This is a genomic window from Nostoc sp. UIC 10607, from assembly GCF_047228265.1.
Lineage (GTDB): Bacteria > Cyanobacteriota > Cyanobacteriia > Cyanobacteriales > Nostocaceae > Nostoc > Nostoc foliaceum_A.
Genome location: NZ_JBIQNW010000087.1, coordinates 1 through 18,768 on the forward strand (window position 1 = coordinate 1; position 18,768 = coordinate 18,768).

Below are 18,768 nucleotides of genomic sequence, written 5' to 3' on the forward strand. Positions count from 1 at the left end.
ATCAACGAATCGCACTGCTCTACTGCCTGCTGCCATACATCCGCTTGCACAGCCGGTTCCAACTCGGCTTTCGCCAATGAGCGCACCTGTCGTTCATTGGTCGGAAGAGGGATTTGCCGACCAATGGTCGGCAAAAATTTCTGGAGGTTCTCATATACGGTAGCAGCTGAAATCTTCAGGTAGCCCGCATCACGGCTATAACCAAAGGCGATCACACCCCACGAAATAGAGAAGCGGCGGATATAACAACGCCGATGCCAGCTTTCTACAATAGAAAAGTTAAGCAACTGCAAGCATTTGTCAAGCTTTTTTCACAAATAATAACTGACAATGTTATTGCAGAATTACCTGATTTACAAGAGAGTTTGCATAAACTTCATTAGCACGAAAAGCTCACTATTTTTCACTAATTAGACATAAGAATTATTGATGATTATCCACATTTTATTGCTAAATCTTTGATGAGCGTTGCGAAAATTTTATTCAAAGCAGAATCCTTTAATAGCTGGGGTTTTGGCATTTTAAATTTCAGCTTGTTTATCGCCAATATCCTTGTATGGTAAGGATTTCAGAGATTTGATGCATTTACCCTATTCGATGAGCAAAACTTTAACTTCAAGCTTAAAATCACGTTTTCCACTAGACAATACTTACCTAAAATCTGAATATTGATTTTGTTGCATAACAAAGCTCGAATATGTAAATTAGAAAGCATTGTAAACCACCGAAAAATACAGCCCATTCTCCTGCCAAGTTCTTCCACCCGAATCCACTGATATCAAAGGAATCCCCCAGTCCAGACCAGCAGTGAAGCGTTCACCTGAATAACGCAGTCCTAATCCAACGGAAGCCAGAGTATTTGGGCGTTGCTAGAGAAGTTATCTCTATTCGAGTTGTTCCAAGCAACTCCAAAGCCCGAAAAGGGAATGACCTGCAATGTACCTCCAGATCGCAGAATTGGTACTTGTACTTCAGCCTAAGCAAATACTCCATTGTCTGTTAAGAAAAAATCTTAGCAACAACTTTGTACACTTGCAAAATCAGCAATATCTCTGGATTCATATCGTTGTCTTTTAATCAACCACTTTTCTATTAGCTTTTTGTATAGATAATTTGGTTGCATTCAGCGCTTAATTCTTAAGTTCAGGCTTAATATCCAGAACTCGGTATCAACCGACGTAATTATTATTCTTTTGATAAAGTTTATAAAAACTAGTATATACTCCATTTTGATATATGCGATTTTATTTTGCTCTGGATGACAAATTATGGATAAATTCAAGCTGAAATCAATTTATTTACTTGCAAAATATTTCATAACATGTAATATTTTAAATATTACAATCAGTTCTAAATACCAAAGCTACATCTGACGATATATAGTAATTGTAATTTTGGTACTTGGAACTATATTTTAAATTAAATGAAAAAATTCATTTGATAGAAAGATACTTTTAATGATTTTAGACTTTATGAATTTTTTAACCTATTTGATGTATTTAGCTAGTTCTGGTGCTGTTGCTTACTACTCTGCTTCTCAAATTAGAGACTCTAAAACCCGTTTGAACATGGTAAGGGGTTTATATCTATCAGAGTCAAGTTCAGTTAAGTTTTTATCTACTCTTAGCGAACGTGCAAATAAGGAGGGGGATCTTTGGCTTGCTGAAAAATTGAAAAATCATGCTAAAGATGAAAATAAGCATAGTAAGATTTTAGCTCATGCCTTGAAACAGATTGATGAAAGTATCGAGCTAGATAATATTGAGCAATATAAAAGCAATTCAAAAGAAAATGAAATTAGCCTCTTCTCAGCATATTTTGATGGCTACTCTAGAGAACAGTTAGCTCCTAACTGCATTGATTGGAATGTATTTTTTGCAAGTACATATATTATGGAGTTTGATGCTAGTAAGGATTTTGTGCGAATGGCAAAAGCTTTGCCCGACAATGATCCAAGTATTGGTAATCTAAAATTAGGTTTATTAAGTATTGCAGAAGATGAAAAAAGTCATGCTGCTTATCTTTACGATGCAATGATGCGTAAAATGACTTTTCCACAAGTAGAAACCTTTGTAGAAAAATGGCGCGTTCGTAAAGTTAAAGCTATTTTTAAGGTTATTGAAAGCGTCATTTAATATTTAAGCTAATAGAAGACTAAAAAATATCTGTTTACAGCAATAAACTCCTAAATATAAATTTAGGAAGTTGTTATGCTAGTCATGAATTTGAGTAAGTGGCAATACATGAATTTATCCATTTACCGTAATTTAATTCCATATATTTATTTTTATTGCTTTAGTAAAAAGAATCAGAAACTTATTAAATTAGTTAAAAACTTGAAAAATAGTTTAAAAAGATATTATTTTTGTTAAAAATTTGAGTAAAAGATAAGAATTAAGTGAAGGTGAACAACAACCAGTATTTAAGGCGATAAATATTAATTATGAATTTTAATTCTCAAAAAAATGTAGTATTTTTTGTTAAAATAATAAGCTTATATGTATTATTACTTCAAAAATCTGCTTTAGCTCAAATTGTTCCAGATACAACATTAATCAATAACTCTAACGTTACTATTTCTAATGATACTAATATTATTAATGGTGGAACTAGGGCAGGATCAAATTTATTCCATAGCTTTAAAGAATTTTCTGTTTCTACTGGCTCAGAAACTTTTTTTAACAATGCGGTAGATATTCAAAACATCATTAGTAGAGTTACAGGTGGATCGATTTCTAGCATTGATGGCTTCATCCGAACCAACGGCACGGCGAACTTATTCTTGATTAATCCCAACGGCATCATATTTGGACAGAATGCTCGTCTTAATATTGGCGGTTCCTTTTTAGGAAGTACCGCTAACGCAATTAAATTCCCGAATAATTTAGAATTTAATGCTGTAAATCCTCAATCTTCAACATTATTAAGCATTAATTTACCAATCGGATTACAGTTTGGGAAAAATCCTGGTGCAATTCAAGTTTCAAGCGATGGGACTGGATTAAGGACAACTTCCACATTAATTGATACAGACAGAGCCTTACGGGTAAAACCGAATCAAACTTTGGCTTTAGTGGGGGGTGACATTATCTTAGAAGGTGCAACGCTTAAAACTGCTGGAGGTCGAATAGAGTTGGGTAGTGTTTCTGGAGAAAGTTTAGTTGACATTAGCCCTATAATCAAGGGTTTTGCTTTAGGCTATGATACTGCCCAAGAACTAGGAAGAATTCGACTATCTCGCCAAGCATCAGTTGACTCTAGTGGTGAGGGAAGCGGAGACATTCAAATTCGAGGTCAAGATATAAAAATAGAAGGCGGTTCTCAAATCGAATCTGGTCTTTTAAGACAAAGCGATTCAATAGGAATAATAAAAGTTAGTGCTACTGATTCTATACAAATAACTGGCACATCACCAATTGAACCTGGACTTCGTAGTGCCATTGGTTCCACAATTTATCCTGAAGCAAAAGGTACTGGTGCTAGCTTAAGAGTAGATACTAGGAACTTAATTATTGAAGAAGGGGCGCAGATAGGAAGTTTTGCTTTTAGTGCAGGAGTGCCTGGTGATGTAGTAGTAAATGCTTCAGATTCTATACAAATAAATGGGGCTTCACCTATAGTTCCTCGAATATTTAGCAATCTTTCTATTATTAATAGCTCAGAAAATAGTGGTGGCAATATCACTTTATCAACGGGGAATCTAACTATTAAAGATGGGGCAGTAGTAGGAATTGCAAATCTTGGTAATGGAGATGTAGGAAATGTAAGTATAAATGCCTCTTCGATTGAAGTTACTGGAGTAACACCTATATTTTCGCCTAGTTCTTTATCTAATACAGCATTTTCTAATGGGAATGCTGGAGCATTATATATAAATACAGAAAGATTTTTAATTACTAATGGAGGTGCAGTTAGTACTTCCACATTAGCGACAGGTAGCGCTGGAAATATTTTTATTAATGCTTCTGATTCTATAACAGTCGATGGTGAAGCAAAAACACCTGGATTATCTGTTAGAAGTAGTTTATCTTCATCTGCTGCTGTCCCTAGCATTCCTATTCAACAAACGGTGGGTATATCTCCTTCTACGCTTGGAGATTCTGGAGAGATAAATATCAATACTAACTTATTAAGGGTGGTAGATGGTGGAGTTATTAGTATTAGTAATGAAGGTTCAGGCAATGCAGAAACACTTAATATCAATTCTAAATTTATTTTATTAAATAACAAAAGCGAAATTACTGCATCAACAAAGTTAGGCAACGGCGGCAACATCATAATCAACACTGAAGTCATCGTTGGTTCCAACAATAGCCGAATTACAGCAAATGCTTTTCAGGGCAGAGGTGGAAATATCACAATCAATACTCAAGCATTCGTCTTCTCTGACGATACTCAACTAGAAGCCTCTTCGCAACAAGGGATTAACGGTAATGTTGAAGTAAATAGCTCTCTGACTAAACCAGAACTGGCTAATATTCAACCACAATTACCTACATCAACCCCAAAAATAACATCAGTTTGCCCAGGGCGTGCAGGTGCAGTAACAGGTAACTTTGTTGTCAGAGGTAGAGAAAGTGCTCTACCTGAGTTGGACAACCCACTATATAATCAGGCTTTTCTAGAAAGTAGTTTTCTTTCAGTTGAAGAAAATGAACCTTTAGCGAAAACGCGATCTTCAACAATTGAAGAGACTACGCAAATTGTTGAAGCTCAGGGTTGGGTATTCGATTCAAATGGACAAGTCATGTTGGTAGCAACTAAGCCGAACAAAGTAACTTCTGATAACTCCTTAAACTATAGTTCATGCTCTTCTCTAACTCCAATATCACAATTGTTCCCATCGATAGAAAGAAACAAGCTACAGCGATGATTAAAAACAGATGGCTCAAGTATTTATTTTTAGGGGTTTTGACTATTGCAATAGTTTGCAATTCGCCTTTTGTATTATTAGCTGGAACTGTCAAAGACAAGCCAAAACAGCAACAAGCTCAACTGCTGCTAAAAACAGGTAGAGAACAATTGAACCAAGATCGAGCAGCAGAAGCACTAAAGACATGGCAAGAGGCAACAAAGCTTTATCGCCAATTAAACAATCAAGAGGGTATTACAGAAAGTTTAGTTTACCAGAACTTCGCTTTACAAAAATTAGGGCTACATTTTCAGGCTTGTAAAAAACTGATAGGGGCGTTGAATTTGGATAAATGGCTCTGTGAGGTAACAATATTGCCTGCGTCTCAAACAGAAATAGCAAAAATTAAAAAAATAGTTCAACAAATTCCTTTGACACCAGCTAAATTGCTGGCATTGCAAAGTTTAGGGGAAGTGCTACGTTTGAATTATAAGTTAAATGAATCGGAAGCTATTTTACAACAAATATCATTTTCAACAAATATATCGCAAGAGCTAGCTAACAATATTATTTTGTCGTTAGGGAATACAAAAAAAGATATCTATAAACGAGCAAAACACCAGTACGAGTGGATAGATGAACCACTAATATTAGATGAGCTTGCTAATTTCATTCCACAAGAAGCACAGTCAGCACTAGCTCAATATCAGTTGTTAAGAACTCGCTCGAACACACCAATAAATTTAAAACTTCAAGCTCAAATCAACCTGTTAGATTTATTATTAGACTTTGAGGAGTGGTTAAAAAAGCAACCTAATCTTCCAGATACCAAGGCAAAAATTAACCAACAAATTCAACCGTTAATTAATGAAATATTAAACGAATCCACAGCTTTCTCTAGTTTGCCACCCGAACAGTCTATTCAAGCCAGATTAAAATTTGCCAATAGCTTAAGTAAAATACCAGATCAACAGATGTACGCAGAGGCTATTGAATATGCTCAAGATGCTTGGCAAAGAGCAAAAACTATTAATAGTCAAAAGTTAGAAGCTAAAAGTTTAGAAGTCTTAGGTGAACTAGAACCCGAAAAGTCGCTCGATTATTTTGAAACAGCTTTAACTCTGGCTCAATCAATTCACGCGGAAGATATCGTATACTCCTTACAAGAGCAGTTAGGCAAATTGTATCAAAAACAAGGAAAAGTTGATGCCGCCCGTCAAGCTTACGGTGCAGCTGTTAACAGTATTACAAATATTCGAACTGATCTCTTGTCGAGTAATTCTGATTCCCAATTTTTCTTTTACGAAAAGGTAGAACCTGTTTATCGCAATTATATGAAGTTGATAGCTCAAAGCGCTGCACCCGATTATGCTTTAATAAGCCAAATTCACGATCAACTCCACATAGCGGAACTAGAAGACTATCTAAAATGTGGCAAACTTAACCTTTTGCCTATAGATAAAATACAAAACTTAGATGATAGTTTAATAATTATTCATATCATAGATTTAGGTGACAGTATAGAAGTTATCTCTAAATCTCCCAAACAACCACTTCATCACCACTCTGTTGAGTCTGAATTAATTAGGGAACATATTAATAATTTAGTAAATACTTTACAAGACAACAGTCTAGCTTACGCTAGCGAAGATATAATACTCTCTTATTCTCAAGCAATTTATAAATATTTGATTGCACCTATCAAATATTTACCAACATCAGGAACAATAGTGTTTACTACAGATTCATCGTTTCAAAGTTTACCAATGGGTCTACTGCATGATGGAAAGAATTATCTGCTCGAACGCTACGGGATTACAGGTACTTTAGGTTCAAGAGTACAACAACCTAAACTTTTAAAACAGAACCAGTTAAGAGCCTTCATTGCTGGGGTCAGCAAGGTTAGCCCTAGTTTTTTCGCTTCCAATGCTCCTAAAGGACTTAAAGCTTTGCCAGGGGTTGAAGTAGAGATAGCAAATGTCAAACAAGGAATGAGTTCTTCAAAAGTGCTGTTAAATGAAGAGTTTATTAGCCTATTATTAACCAAAGAATTAAGTTCAAATGATTTTTCAATAGTTCACTTAACTACTCACGCGCAATTTAGTTCTATTGTTGAGCGAACCATGATTTTTGCATGGGATAAACCAATTATTGTTTCTGAATTTAATGATTTAATTAAAGAAAAAACTCAGTTTAGTCCGTCAGGAATTGAATTATTAGTTTTGAGTGCTTGCCAGACAGCCAAAGGCAACAAGCGTTCAGCATTAGGAATGGCTGGAGTGGCAGTGCAAGCCGGAGCCAGAAGTACAATAGCCACTTTATGGCAAGTAGATGCTGATTCCAGTGCTTTACTTATGAAAGAGTTTTATCAGAGACTAAAAGATGGTTTGACAAAAGTTGAAGCACTCCGTCAAGCACAATTACAACTGCTATCAAATCCTAAACACCAACACCCTTCTCATTGGGCAGCATTTGTACTTATTGGAGGTTGGCTATAGTTTTGTCGATTTAATCATTGTTCTTTTAACCATTTCAGCAAGTTTAAACCTGATTGTATCTTTTCCAATTCTGATTTGTTGGCACTGCTCTTAGCCAATTCACCTGCTATCGTATAGGCTTGTTCTGCCTCAGATGGTAACAAAGCTCCTAAATAGCGATCGCCCAGTAGTCTGTAAATAGTTGGATTTTTACTCCCTGCCACAACTTGTGCTTTTAATGTTTTAATTGATTCATCTAAAATAAGTTTTGACATGAATACTGCATCTAGATCGAGATAAGCAGCTTCGTCAGCCTGCAATCCCAAATCTTTTACTTGCTTAACTTCATCTCTAATTCGCTTAACATCATCAACAGGTAAAAGGTGGACTACTTTAGGGTAGTAATTCAGCGGTCGATCCCCCTGGTTATTAATTACCGTAATTGTATACGTATTACCATACTGTAACTCTTTCTCATCTTTCGGATAGGTTAGTATAGTAGAGTTTTTCACTTTTATTTCCCACTCAACGCCATTGCCTTTCACTGAAACTGTATAACTATCTGCATTTTCCACTGAGCGCCAAGAAATTTCTGGACGGCTATTTATAATTGAACTACCGTAAGGACTCGTTACAATCGGCGCATTTTTTTGATCATCTGGACTCTTGTAGTCATGTGGACAAGGAACAATATTTAATACTGAACACTGTATAGCTTCGTTTTGTGGGGGCGCACATATTTGTGCATTAAACATAGTACTCTGCTTCAAATACAGAATCTTTCGATTTAAGAAGCAAAGAACTTTGACCGTACTTCTGTTGATAGGATGAATCCGATCTCCTAGACACAATAGTCTTCCCGATTTAAGGAAGCGATCGCCCGTACTGTAAACTCGACCACTTGGTTCATCGCACAATTCCTTTTCTGATATCCGCTGCTGTCCCCATGCACTGCTATTCATCAAAAAGATTACTGCTGATATTGATACGAGGGTTGTAACTCGACGAACTGCAAAGATTTTTTTGATTGGCTTAGATATGATCAGCATTGTAGTTTAATCTAACTAGAGAGTAAAAAGGTATTCAATTTGGTTGAGTTGATAGCATCAAAGCCTATTATGGGTTCGTCTTTTACTGTGGAGAAGAAGGTTTAAGCCTAATTCTTTCTAATACCTTTGATCGCCAACGAAAGACTTCTGGCTGTTTGGACTCAAATAGCAAGCAGACTTCCCAGGAAAGCCAGGAATTATCGTTATCACCTAAAGCTTCTTGAACTTGTGCCAACAAGCAGTAAGTATCTGCTCTTTGAGGATCTAATTCTTCGGCTTTCTCTAAATATTCCTTCGCCTTCTGCCATTTTTTCTGCTCTAACTTTGCCCAACCTAAATTTTTATATAATGCAGCTTGTAATTTTGGTTCTTTAGTATTTTTTAACCCTTCTAATGCTAGAGAAGTCGCTGCATTATAGTCACTTTTTATAATTTTTAACCTTGATAGATTATTGATGACTGGGATTGCTTGACTATTACTTTTTAAGGCCAGATAGTACTGCTGCTCTGCTAAATCATTTTTACCTTGATCATCATAAAAGCTTCCTAATCCATAACGTCCTCCCCAAGTGTCAGGCTTTAACTTCAAAGCCTTCTCATAATTATTAGTTACACACTCAAATTCATTTAATAACTGACAGACAAAAGCTAAGTTATTATAAGTGTCTACATCTTGATTATTATATTTTAAAGATAATTCATAATATTTTTTACCATCTCGTAAATTTTTCGTACTACGAGATGCTTTATCAAAATAAAATTTGGCAATAGAATTTTTAACTTGAGGATTAAATTTTACAGCTAGCTTAAAGTACTCTTGTGCGCCCTGAGAATCATTTGCTGCCTCAGATATCTCTCCTTGAGCCGCAAAAATATTAGCTCCTAGCGGTAATAATATTTTGAAAATAAACAATACTCCTAAAGCGAAAAGTCCAACAGATGCACTGATTTTAAACGTTTTAGATTGAGTAAATCTAAAATTTTTAAGTTGGCGAGGCAGGTCTTCTAAACGCGCCAAAAGTATTTGTGTAGATATTGGACGCTGCCCTGGAGCCGGAGCAATCAAATCATCTAGCAAATCTGCAAAGGGTTTCTCAATGTGTTGCGCTTTATCTCTCCAAATAAGTCTTGTTGTGTTTGGGTCTGCTGGCAGGTCAAGTACATGAAGACCCGTAACTAAATATACTAGTGTTCGCCCTAAAGCATAGAAATCTGATTGCGGTACTGCCTGCCCATTAATTTGTTCTAGGGGAGTATAACCAGCTGTTACAAGTACTGTAACTTCGTGCTGACCCATCCCCATATCATTCCCCCCACTTCCACTAACTTTCGCTAGATAGCTACGAGTTACTTCCCTGACTGCACCAAAGTCTATTAAACCTAACTGACCATCAGGTTGAACAATTATATTGGAAGGTTTAATATCTCTATGGAAAAAACCACTGCGATGTACTTCATCAAGAATTTTTACTAATTGTATAAGCCAATTTAGCGCTAAAGCTTGAGATATTCTTCCGTTAGCTTCCATCCATTGTTCTAAGTTCTGTCCCTCAAATTTCTGCATGATCAAGCAATGCAGATCACTGGAACTATTATGGAGTGTAACAGTAAATAAATCGTCTATAACTCTAGGAATACCTGGATGGTTAAACAGTTGAAGCGTCAGTGTTTCTCGCTCCAGTAAACTGATCTCCTTGGGCTTTTGCGATCCCAATACCTTAATTACTTTATGAGTACCTTCATCATCCACTACTTCAAAGATTTCTGTGTTATAACGAAAATCTAAAGGGCGTAATGGTTTAATTAATCGAAACCGCTGGTCAATTAGCAGTTCTGTTCCGCAATTAAGGCATCTCTCAATATCATCAGGATTTTGCCGCTGCTTACATTTAGGATTAATACAATAACTCACATTTTTAAGCTAGTAGAATAATCAAGCTGATTTAAAATCATAAACTGTATTTTGAACTAGTTTTAAAGCATAAGTACAAACATACTTTATAACTTGAGGTTCCAAGCTTAATAGTACTTCTTTGCTATCAGTTATTTCTTGCTCAATTAAAGAACGTGCATATAACCCCTCTATAGCTTCTAATACTTCTGAGGTTGTTACCTCGTTCTGTGGTCTATCCTTAAATTCTCTAAGCAACCCGTTCAATGTAATTAAATTCCCAGACTCTTTAGTTAGTTCTTCTGTTAAATGAAACATAATCTGTTTCTCAAGAATAGTTAAACGACCTCTCTCTTGAAATAATTCATCCAGGCTCTCTTGAAATATGTCTGTCATCAAGACAGTTTGAAATTTTAAAAAATTACTTACATTTCCACCAAAGAAATTTTGAATTTTTTCAGCTAACATCTTCAAAGATAAAGGGTTTCCACGATAAGTTTTAATTAAATCTCTCCATTTATTCTCATCAGTTAAACCGTGGAAACGGAAAATTTCTAAAGCCTCCTTTCCCAAGCCTTCAAGTTTTACCGACCTAACTGGTTGTCCCTTTTTTTGCAGGCGATTAAAATCAATAAATGGTTCACGACTAGTTAGTAGTAAACAACTTTGATGCTGTTCCTCTATCAGTCTATTAAAGAACGTCCCATACTCTGCATACTGCTTACCGTAGGCATTTGAACTGGTATTTCTATCTCCCTGTAATAAGCCCTCTGCTGAGTCGAAAACTATCAAATAACGACGTGAGCGCAGGTACTCAAACAATTTAGATGTCCTGGCTTGGATAGATTCTGGTAAATCTAGCTCCTCTTTTTCTAAACAAGCCAAAGTTCTAAGCAGGTCACCAACTAAATCCGTAAGCAACGGACTATACGAAACTGACTTCCAAATAAAACTGTTAAACTCATACGATCCCATACGCAAAGCTTGAACTAATTTAGCAACTAAAGCACTTTTCCCAATTCCAGCCGTTCCTACAATTACTACACAACGCTCTTGAGCTATCAATTCTTTTAGCATCGCTAGTTCAGGAGTTCGACCATAAAAATTAGATATGTCAGGTAGACTTCCTGAGAGTATGGGTAGACCAACAACAGCTTCATTCCATTCTGCTGGTTCCTTGTCAGCTAGTACTATCTGTTTTTCTACAATGCCCCGGAGTCGTTTCTTAGTGACTTTTTCTCCATTCCCTAATATCCCTGTTAATAGTACCCATAACTTAGGTGCTACACGCCGTTGCAAAAGATTAATGTCATAGGGACTCTTCTCTGCTATATCCTTATAATCTAGATCAAGCCAAGCCGATCTAAGCACAATTTTTTCTGGCTCCTCTAGCCACCTGCCTTGTTTTGCAAACACTAAGTCATCTATGACTTGGATAGCTTCTTTAGCATTCACCTTTTATTAAGCTCCTTTGACTACTGTTTTTCTTAATTTCACCAAACAATAAGTACATACTTTTTAGCAGAAAATCTTTTAAAAATCTTACATAGTCTACTTTTCCCTACATAATATACTTTAGACTTGACGAATCTTAACGGTTGGAGTTGCTATTGTATTATGATACTGCTATATTTTAGGGCAAGTACGTACTCGGCTAAGAATAGTTTTGGGAAATTGCCAAAACTAGTATAATTGCAAGAGAACTAGAAGCAACACTCAAAATCAATAAACGCCTAAACGCCTCTAAGTAGGGGATGTTGAAGATATCAGATCACTTTTCACTTTTTGAATTTGACTGTAACGGATGCATCATCACTCTACTTATACTAAGCTCAAAGCATGAAAGCTTTGAGAGCTAGGATAACCAAGCTAATGAGATGAAGGGAAATATGAAAGTGAAAGCCTCAAAAAATCTAAAGCACAAAGCGCCACTAAGGAGTAGGCGCTTTGTGTGTTGGTAAAATCCATCTTTCTTTTAGAGCGGGGTTGATCTCGAAGGAACAAAATAAGTTGTCGTTGAAGTTTGCCGACCAAGACGACCACTAAAATTGTCCGAGAGTATAATCCGCGCTGCCAGATCCATTATAGGATCTACCGCTTGGAAAGTCTATTCCTTGCGGCAAATTTTGACTGTCGAAATTCCCCAAATTAGTAAAATGTGAAGTTTGATTAAGATAAAACCCGAATTTTGTAGTTAAAAGATGTAGCAGCGTGAATAACCCCCTCTGAAGCTTGAAAACCAAGTAATCAGGGGAATAAACCGTGTTAAATGAAAAAAGTTTCAATAGCTCAGTAGTTGAGCGCATGGAATCATGCATTACAGTGTTCGTACCTCAGCTTTATGCTGTGGTAGAAGGTAATTTCAAGAATATCCTTGCAAAAGCTAGAGTTTCACAGCTTTCAAATTGGCTGTGTTTCAATGAAGACGACAAAAATATAGCTGGTCAAGCAGCCGCAATCGCTTGCGACACAGGAGACATCTTGCAGAAAGAACTTTTGCAAGATGTCGGGAAAAGTTTAAAGGTTAAAGGATCAGGGGAAATTCCATCCCTTTCACCCTTTCCCCTGCCCCTTTTCTCCACTTCTGTAAAAAGTCTAAGGTCTTATTGCTGGCAGTTATTGCTTGCAAACATAGTAGTCTACCAACCCAAAATTGCTAGGTTTGGACTAGGGAAAGGTGAAAGGCTAAAGGGTCAGGGGCCAAAAACCTTTACCCTTTACGCTTTACCCTTTACCTCGCCAAGTCACGAAAGCGAACTAATAGTTCTCTCTAAGGAACCGCAAGGGGAGAACTAATGAACGCAGCGACAACTGAATATCCAAACAATCTCACGGCTGCGGAATACCATGAGTTGTTAGCTGGTAGCGCCATTCATCCGGCGTTGATTAAGCACAACTTTTTCCATGTAGAGGGAGAATCAGTTTATGATTTCCTGTTCATATCTGATAAAATCCCACGCAAGAATGCGGGTCGGGTCACGGATGGATACTTAAAGCTGTATCAGCATTTGCTGTTGGGTGGGACGTGGATTCAATCACTTGACCCCTTTAAAAACTGGCAACCGATGGAGTGGGGAAGGATCAAGCCCAACTTCCCTCGCATTGATTGGGAAAAAGGCAAGCCAGTTAAGTACGAATCACCGCCCAAGACAGCCAACCGTGTTACTTATTTCGATGTTCCCAACTGTATTTTGAATCTAGTTGCACGGCGCTATAACGTTTCCGATATTGCACAAGTGCTTTTTGCAAAACGTGGGAAAAAGCTAAAGCTTAAAAGTCGAAAGAACGCTGCTTCTCGCAATGCCGCTCTCTTGCCTTCGCTCTTGCAACTAGGACAATACCAGGCAATCCTAACGCAAATCGCCCAGTTAAGTTACCGAGTAGCACTGTGCATAAAAGGCATACTCAATCCCCTAATGTTTTGGTCATGGGTTGGGCAGCACAAAGAATTAAACATCGGCTCTCAGCAGAAAAATTTACAAATCTCCTTCTGGGAGTGGGTAAAACAGCATCCAGAGATTCCAGTTATCTTATGCGAGGGCGAAAAAAAAGCGGCCTGCTTGCTTAGTTTAGGGTTTGTAGCGATCGCACTTCCGGGGATTTGGAACGGGCGCGTGGGCAAACAAGATTTTGATGAACGGTTGCATCCTGACTTAGTACCAATGGCTCAGGCGGGACGCAAGTTCATTATTTTATTCGACTACGAAACTTCTTCTAAAACCAGGTGGTCGGTGTTTCAAGCCACTGTTCGTACTGCAAAAGCAATCGAATCGGCTGGTTCTGAATGTGAAGTTGCATTACTGCCGGGGCCAGAAAAAGGCGTTGATGATTTTGTGGTTGGTCGCGGTGAAAATGCTGATGCTCTACTGACTGCAATTATAGATGATGCCAAATCACTTGCCGATTACCAGCGCTCGTATCGGGCGAAAAAATGGGGACTAAGTAAGTACAAACCAGATGTCACTATTAATATCAAGTATCTCTCTGAGGCTTTGTGCATTCCTGAACTTGAAGAAAAATGCTTGAGAGTGCCTGAGCTTTATGATCTTGAAAAGGAACAACTTTTCACGCCATCTATAAAAGGACATCCTCCAAACAAGGAGTCTACCGATTCTGGCGGAGTTGATTCATCCAAATCGAAGAAATCCCCTACCTTCAATTTCCCAAAATCAGGACTAGTCGTACTCTGGAGCGACATGGGTACTGGTAAAACTGAACTTATGCGCTGGTGGCGTGACCAAAACCCCGACGCGCGGTTCCTCAACAATGGACATCGGGTTAACTTGTTGAAAAATCTTGCCGAACGACTCAAAACTGCCATGTACTCCGACTTGGGTTACACAGGTTTAGCTCAGGCCCAAGCCCTTAGTATTACTATTGACAGCTTGCATAAGCTGAATACCCAGTCTCTCACCTACGGTTGCATATTTATAGATGAAGCCTGCCAATACCTTACCCACCTGCTACATAGTAATACTTGCAAACAACATCGCGCCGCCATTTTGGAGGTACTGGAATATATAGTATACAATGCGCCACTGGTGGTAATTGCCGACGCACACATGGATGATTTAACAGTAGACTTCTTTCTTGCAATGCGACCAAAAGGTGAAGTCCCGTACATTATCAAAAACGAGTGGCGAAACGGTTCACGCACAATTTATTGGTACGAGGGGGATAATTCTAGCGCCTTAGTTGCCCAGATTTCGGCAGCACTGATGCAAGGTGATAAAGTCATGGTTGCAAGTGACAGTAAGCGTTTCATCAAAAAACTCGACAAATCCTTTACTATCAAGTACGAAGAATCTAACTCCGAAAAATCACATACACAAAAAAAATGGCGTATCTGGTCGGTTCACTCTGACAATTCTGGCAGTGATGAAAATGTCGCTTTCATCAAAGATATCACCAACGCTGTCAAAAACTTTGATGCCTTGTTCACTTCCCCTAGCCTGGGGACTGGTGTCGATATTTCTGAGTATCATTTTGACTTAGTGTTTGGCGTGTTTCACGGCGTAAGCCAAACCGCTACTGAGTGTGCCCAACAACTGTACCGGTATCGCCCGAAAGTTCCGTTTCATATTTGGGTGGCCCCGCGTCCTCCCTTTGGTTACAAGGATACCAATGCTACCAAGATTAAAGAGCGCTTGCTCCAAACCAATGAAATGACCGCTTTTCTGTTGCGGATTGACAGAGAAACGGGTAAGCGGGGCGCAGAGAAAGATTGGGCGCTTGAGGCTTACTGCCAAATTATGGCTAACCGCCACTATTCTCTTAATAATCTGCGTGATGATTTGCGATCGCTCCTCACCGAAATGGGCAATACATTTATATATGTGGGCAGTGATTCAGATCCTCAATCTCTTGAAAGTCTAAAAGCAGCAGCACAAGCTTTGGATAGTGCCCACAATTCGGCTGTTGCCAAGGCTAAGAATATTACTTTGAGCGAGTACCGTGCCCGTCAGAGCAAAGATTACCTTGACCCTAATGAAATTTTTGAATGCGAAAAGTTCCGCATTTCTGATTCTTACGGCATCGAAGTAACCGAATCACTCGTAGAAATGGATAAAGGTGGTCGCTTAATTAGAGCAATTGCTGGACTTGAGGCCATTTTAGCCCCACCCGAAGAATCGTTTACTGACCCCAAAACTGGGCAAAGTTATCCTACACCACCAACAATTGTCACCCAAAAAGACCGCACCGAGCGGGACAATTTACCTTTGTGCATCGACTGGGGGAATTACTCGGCACGGTGGCTGGCTAGATTTAACCTGGGGCTGCATCAGATTCTCAAGCGTTTAGTTGCGGGAGAGGAATTTACCGCCTCGGATTCCACCTTACTTAAGATGAGGGACATCGCTATACATTGTGCTGCTCACGTCAAAGCAATTCTTGGGTTTACTATTCCCAGTGACTGTAAACCTATTTGGTTGCTGGCCACAATGGTAGAGCAGCTGGGGCTAAAGTTGACTTTCCGTAAGCAGGGTAAACGTGGTCAACAGGTGAAACTTTTCTCTTTAGATAAAGAGCAATTGGAATTTGCAATGCATGTAATTGCTCATCGTGAAACGAAGCGTAATCAAAAAGAAAATCGAACCTATTATGCTGCCGAAACCCCTGCTGTGTATAGTGCAAACCCAAATCACCAGCCCGTATCCATCCCCCCCCTTGATGCTATAGGGAACTCCCATTGCCAAGGGGAGGATACTACCGAATTTGAGTCGCCTCCGACCGATCGCACTACCCTACTTCATTGTGTGGAAATGCTACGCTCTGGTATCAAGCAGGGGGTTGATGCGATTAAGGGCATCCTTAAGCGATGGGTTGAGGATTTGCGCTGGGAGACGGTGCTGGAGTTGGAGACGGTCGCGGCAAATGAGCTGCGACTTGTGGAATCTCAAGTTCCTGAATTTTATGAATGGCTCTCCGAAGAAGTGTTGCCTATGGAGGGGGCTGGCTAGGGAAAAATCCCTTTGGCATTTGAAAGCAGTTTTTCTGCTTAGTTTCCAGTAGCAATCGATGCCACTGGTTCTTATTTGTGCTGCATTCTCACTGGTTAAAATCTTAGAGTTTGTGTAAATGTCAAAGATCCATCAAGTTCAAAGCGCTACTGTCATTCGGTCTAGCCTTGAGATAGCGATCGGTGATGGCTAAATTGGCATGACCCAAAGTTTCTTTCACCAGCACTGGATTAGTCCCGCGCTCAATAGCATGAGAACCGTGGGCATGACGTAACCAGTGAGCCGAAACCAGTTCGCTTAATCCGGCTTCTTGTGCAATTGCTTTGACAATCGGGTGCAAGTTTTGACGGTCGAGGTGTCCCCCCTTTTGACTTGGAAACACTGCTTGATTGGAGTGAGCCGAAGCTTTGAACTCCATTAATTCCATCCAGAGTTTCTGCTTGATGAGAATTGTCCGATTTTTGCTGCCCTTGGCTTTACGAACATACACCTGACCACTGTCGCCACGGGGTGTCAAATCTCCCCAAGTCAGATCACAGATTTCACTTGCCCGTAACCCTGCCTGATACAGCAGTTTGATAATCAACAAATTTCTTTTGGCTGTGTACTGTCGCTTAGGAGTTTTCGCATCCGCTAAATGCTTAGAAGCTGCCCGTACCAACAATTTAATATCAGCTTCATCGAGATAGCGTTCGTTGATTACATCTGGCAATTCACCCAGTTTTAGTGCCATACCCACATTAAAAGGGAGATATCCAATTTTATGAGCGAAACTAATCAAGCTTTTAGCTGCGGCAATATATATCCGCTTTGTACTTTGGGCATTGCCCCCAAAACAACTGGCGTATTCTACCAAATCTTCATAAGTCACTTTTTTGAGGGGCTTGTCCAAAAATTCCAGAAATCGCCTAATGTAGCGTCGGTAAGAGATGATAGATGACTCTGCTTTTCCTTCCAACCACAGACCAATCAACTTCGCCTCCGCCTGTGCCACTGGCAAGGAAGCGATCGCCTTTCTATGCGCTGTTATGTGGACAAGAGAGAGGGTCATTTTTATTACTCACTTAATAATCAGACACAATTGTAGTTGTGTCTGGTTTTATAGTGTCTGATTTTTATTGTCCTTTAAAATGGGCGTTTCAACTCACCCTCAAGCGACTGAAAATTTCTCGATTTTTGCGTATAGTACACCTCTAATACTGAGGAGCGTGACAAACACAATACTGTTATGCAATTGTTCAGCAGGGTATTTATTTTGAAAAACCTAAAAATAGGTGAAAAAAATAAACTAAAAATGACTTTATAGTTAATAAATGATATAAGAGGTCAAAGAGCGTCCTCCAGATGCAATATACAAATACTACCAATGTAGTTTTTGGTTAAAAAAATGGACAAAGGTGCCTATTTTAAAGAACTTGTACAAAACTCTCCCCTACTTATGTTGCTTCAGTACCAATCGGAATAGGGGGTTTATTTACACCTCAGTGTACTGCTTTTTCAGCGCTATCACGCCATAAAACTATAGAGTCATTTTTAGTTTATTTTTTGAGAGTGGTTTGATTGCTCTATAAAAAATTCTTCAAAAAACGGACAGGTAAAACTTGCGTACCAAAAACTCAAACTTTTCTCCGATGCGTTTGGACACTAATTATTTAAAACTGACAATTAATTCTTTAATGGACACCAGGGCTTAAAAGCAGGGGCAACTTTTAGAGACGCTATGCGTAGCAAGATCCCCGTAGGGGTACAGACTTCCTGTACTGAATGCAATTATTGCTTTCTTACCCAGCAATCTAACTAGGTACTCAGCACTGTTTCGATGAGCAAAAATTAGATAAAGCAATCCTGCAAGTGTTTAAGCCTGAGATAATTTTTGATCGCCAATGGTAGCCGTTGGCAGTAGCATCTCTTTACAAAAGCCATCGCTTGAAGAATGCGCTGACACACTTGGCGATGATAGCATCAAGGTAATTCATCATGATGAATTACACGATTTAATAAGCGTGGGCAGTCCAAGTTTACCTAGATGATACGCTTT

9 protein-coding genes and 2 pseudogenes are annotated in these 18,768 nt (G+C 38.8%); 5 read left to right on the plus strand and 6 right to left on the minus strand.

Translation table 11 applies throughout. The annotated features are described in order from the left end of the window. Nucleotides 1–287 (minus strand): annotated as a pseudogene (locus ACEYW6_RS32690) (hypothetical protein); the annotation flags it as partial. A gap of 417 nt (nt 288–704) precedes the next feature. After that, nucleotides 705–1,012 (minus strand): annotated as a pseudogene (locus tag ACEYW6_RS32695) (ShlB/FhaC/HecB family hemolysin secretion/activation protein); the annotation flags it as partial. A gap of 445 nt (nt 1,013–1,457) precedes the next feature. On the opposite strand from ACEYW6_RS32695, the gene ACEYW6_RS32700 reads away from it, so the two are divergent. From ACEYW6_RS32700 to ACEYW6_RS32710, 3 genes are all read left to right on the plus strand, one after another. After that, complete coding sequence (locus tag ACEYW6_RS32700; protein ID WP_412983062.1) at nt 1,458–2,135, plus strand: ferritin family protein; 678 nt, start codon at nt 1,458–1,460, stop codon at nt 2,133–2,135. 308 nt (nt 2,136–2,443) lie between these two features. Continuing rightward, nucleotides 2,444–4,873, plus strand: coding sequence for a filamentous hemagglutinin N-terminal domain-containing protein (locus ACEYW6_RS32705; RefSeq protein ID WP_412983063.1), 2,430 nt, complete (start codon nt 2,444–2,446; stop codon nt 4,871–4,873). 38 nt (nt 4,874–4,911) lie between these two features. Then, the gene (locus tag ACEYW6_RS32710; protein WP_412983064.1) at nt 4,912–7,350 is read left to right on the plus strand and encodes a CHAT domain-containing protein; all 2,439 of its coding nucleotides are present in this window, start codon (nt 4,912–4,914) and stop codon (nt 7,348–7,350) included. A gap of 14 nt (nt 7,351–7,364) precedes the next feature. On the opposite strand, the gene ACEYW6_RS32715 is transcribed toward ACEYW6_RS32710, so the two are convergent. From ACEYW6_RS32715 to ACEYW6_RS32725, 3 genes are all read right to left on the minus strand, one after another. Further along, nucleotides 7,365–8,084 (minus strand): hypothetical protein, encoded by a 720-nt coding sequence (locus ACEYW6_RS32715; protein WP_412983065.1) that lies wholly within the window; start codon nt 8,082–8,084, stop codon nt 7,365–7,367. 376 nt (nt 8,085–8,460) lie between these two features. Beyond that, nucleotides 8,461–10,290 (minus strand): protein kinase domain-containing protein, encoded by a 1,830-nt coding sequence (locus ACEYW6_RS32720; protein ID WP_412983066.1) that lies wholly within the window; start codon nt 10,288–10,290, stop codon nt 8,461–8,463. A gap of 21 nt (nt 10,291–10,311) precedes the next feature. Then, nucleotides 10,312–11,724, minus strand: coding sequence for an NB-ARC domain-containing protein (locus tag ACEYW6_RS32725; RefSeq protein WP_412983067.1), 1,413 nt, complete (start codon nt 11,722–11,724; stop codon nt 10,312–10,314). Between the two features lie 807 nt (nt 11,725–12,531). Between ACEYW6_RS32725 and ACEYW6_RS32730 the strand changes: the two genes are divergently transcribed. Beyond that, nucleotides 12,532–13,065, plus strand: a complete 534-nt coding sequence (locus ACEYW6_RS32730; RefSeq protein ID WP_412983068.1) for a hypothetical protein — start codon at nt 12,532–12,534, stop codon at nt 13,063–13,065. Beyond that, on the plus strand, nt 13,065–16,730 hold the full coding sequence (locus ACEYW6_RS32735; protein WP_412983069.1) for a plasmid replication protein, CyRepA1 family: 3,666 nt from the start codon (nt 13,065–13,067) through the stop codon (nt 16,728–16,730). Before ACEYW6_RS32730 ends, ACEYW6_RS32735 begins: the two co-directional genes overlap by 1 nt. Nucleotides 16,731–16,851: 121 nt before the next feature. On the opposite strand, the gene ACEYW6_RS32740 is transcribed toward ACEYW6_RS32735, so the two are convergent. Continuing rightward, nucleotides 16,852–17,781 carry a tyrosine-type recombinase/integrase gene (locus ACEYW6_RS32740; protein ID WP_412983070.1) on the minus strand — a complete coding sequence of 310 codons (930 nt, stop codon included), beginning with the start codon at nt 17,779–17,781 and terminating at the stop codon, nt 16,852–16,854. Nucleotides 17,782–18,768 lie beyond the last annotated feature (987 nt).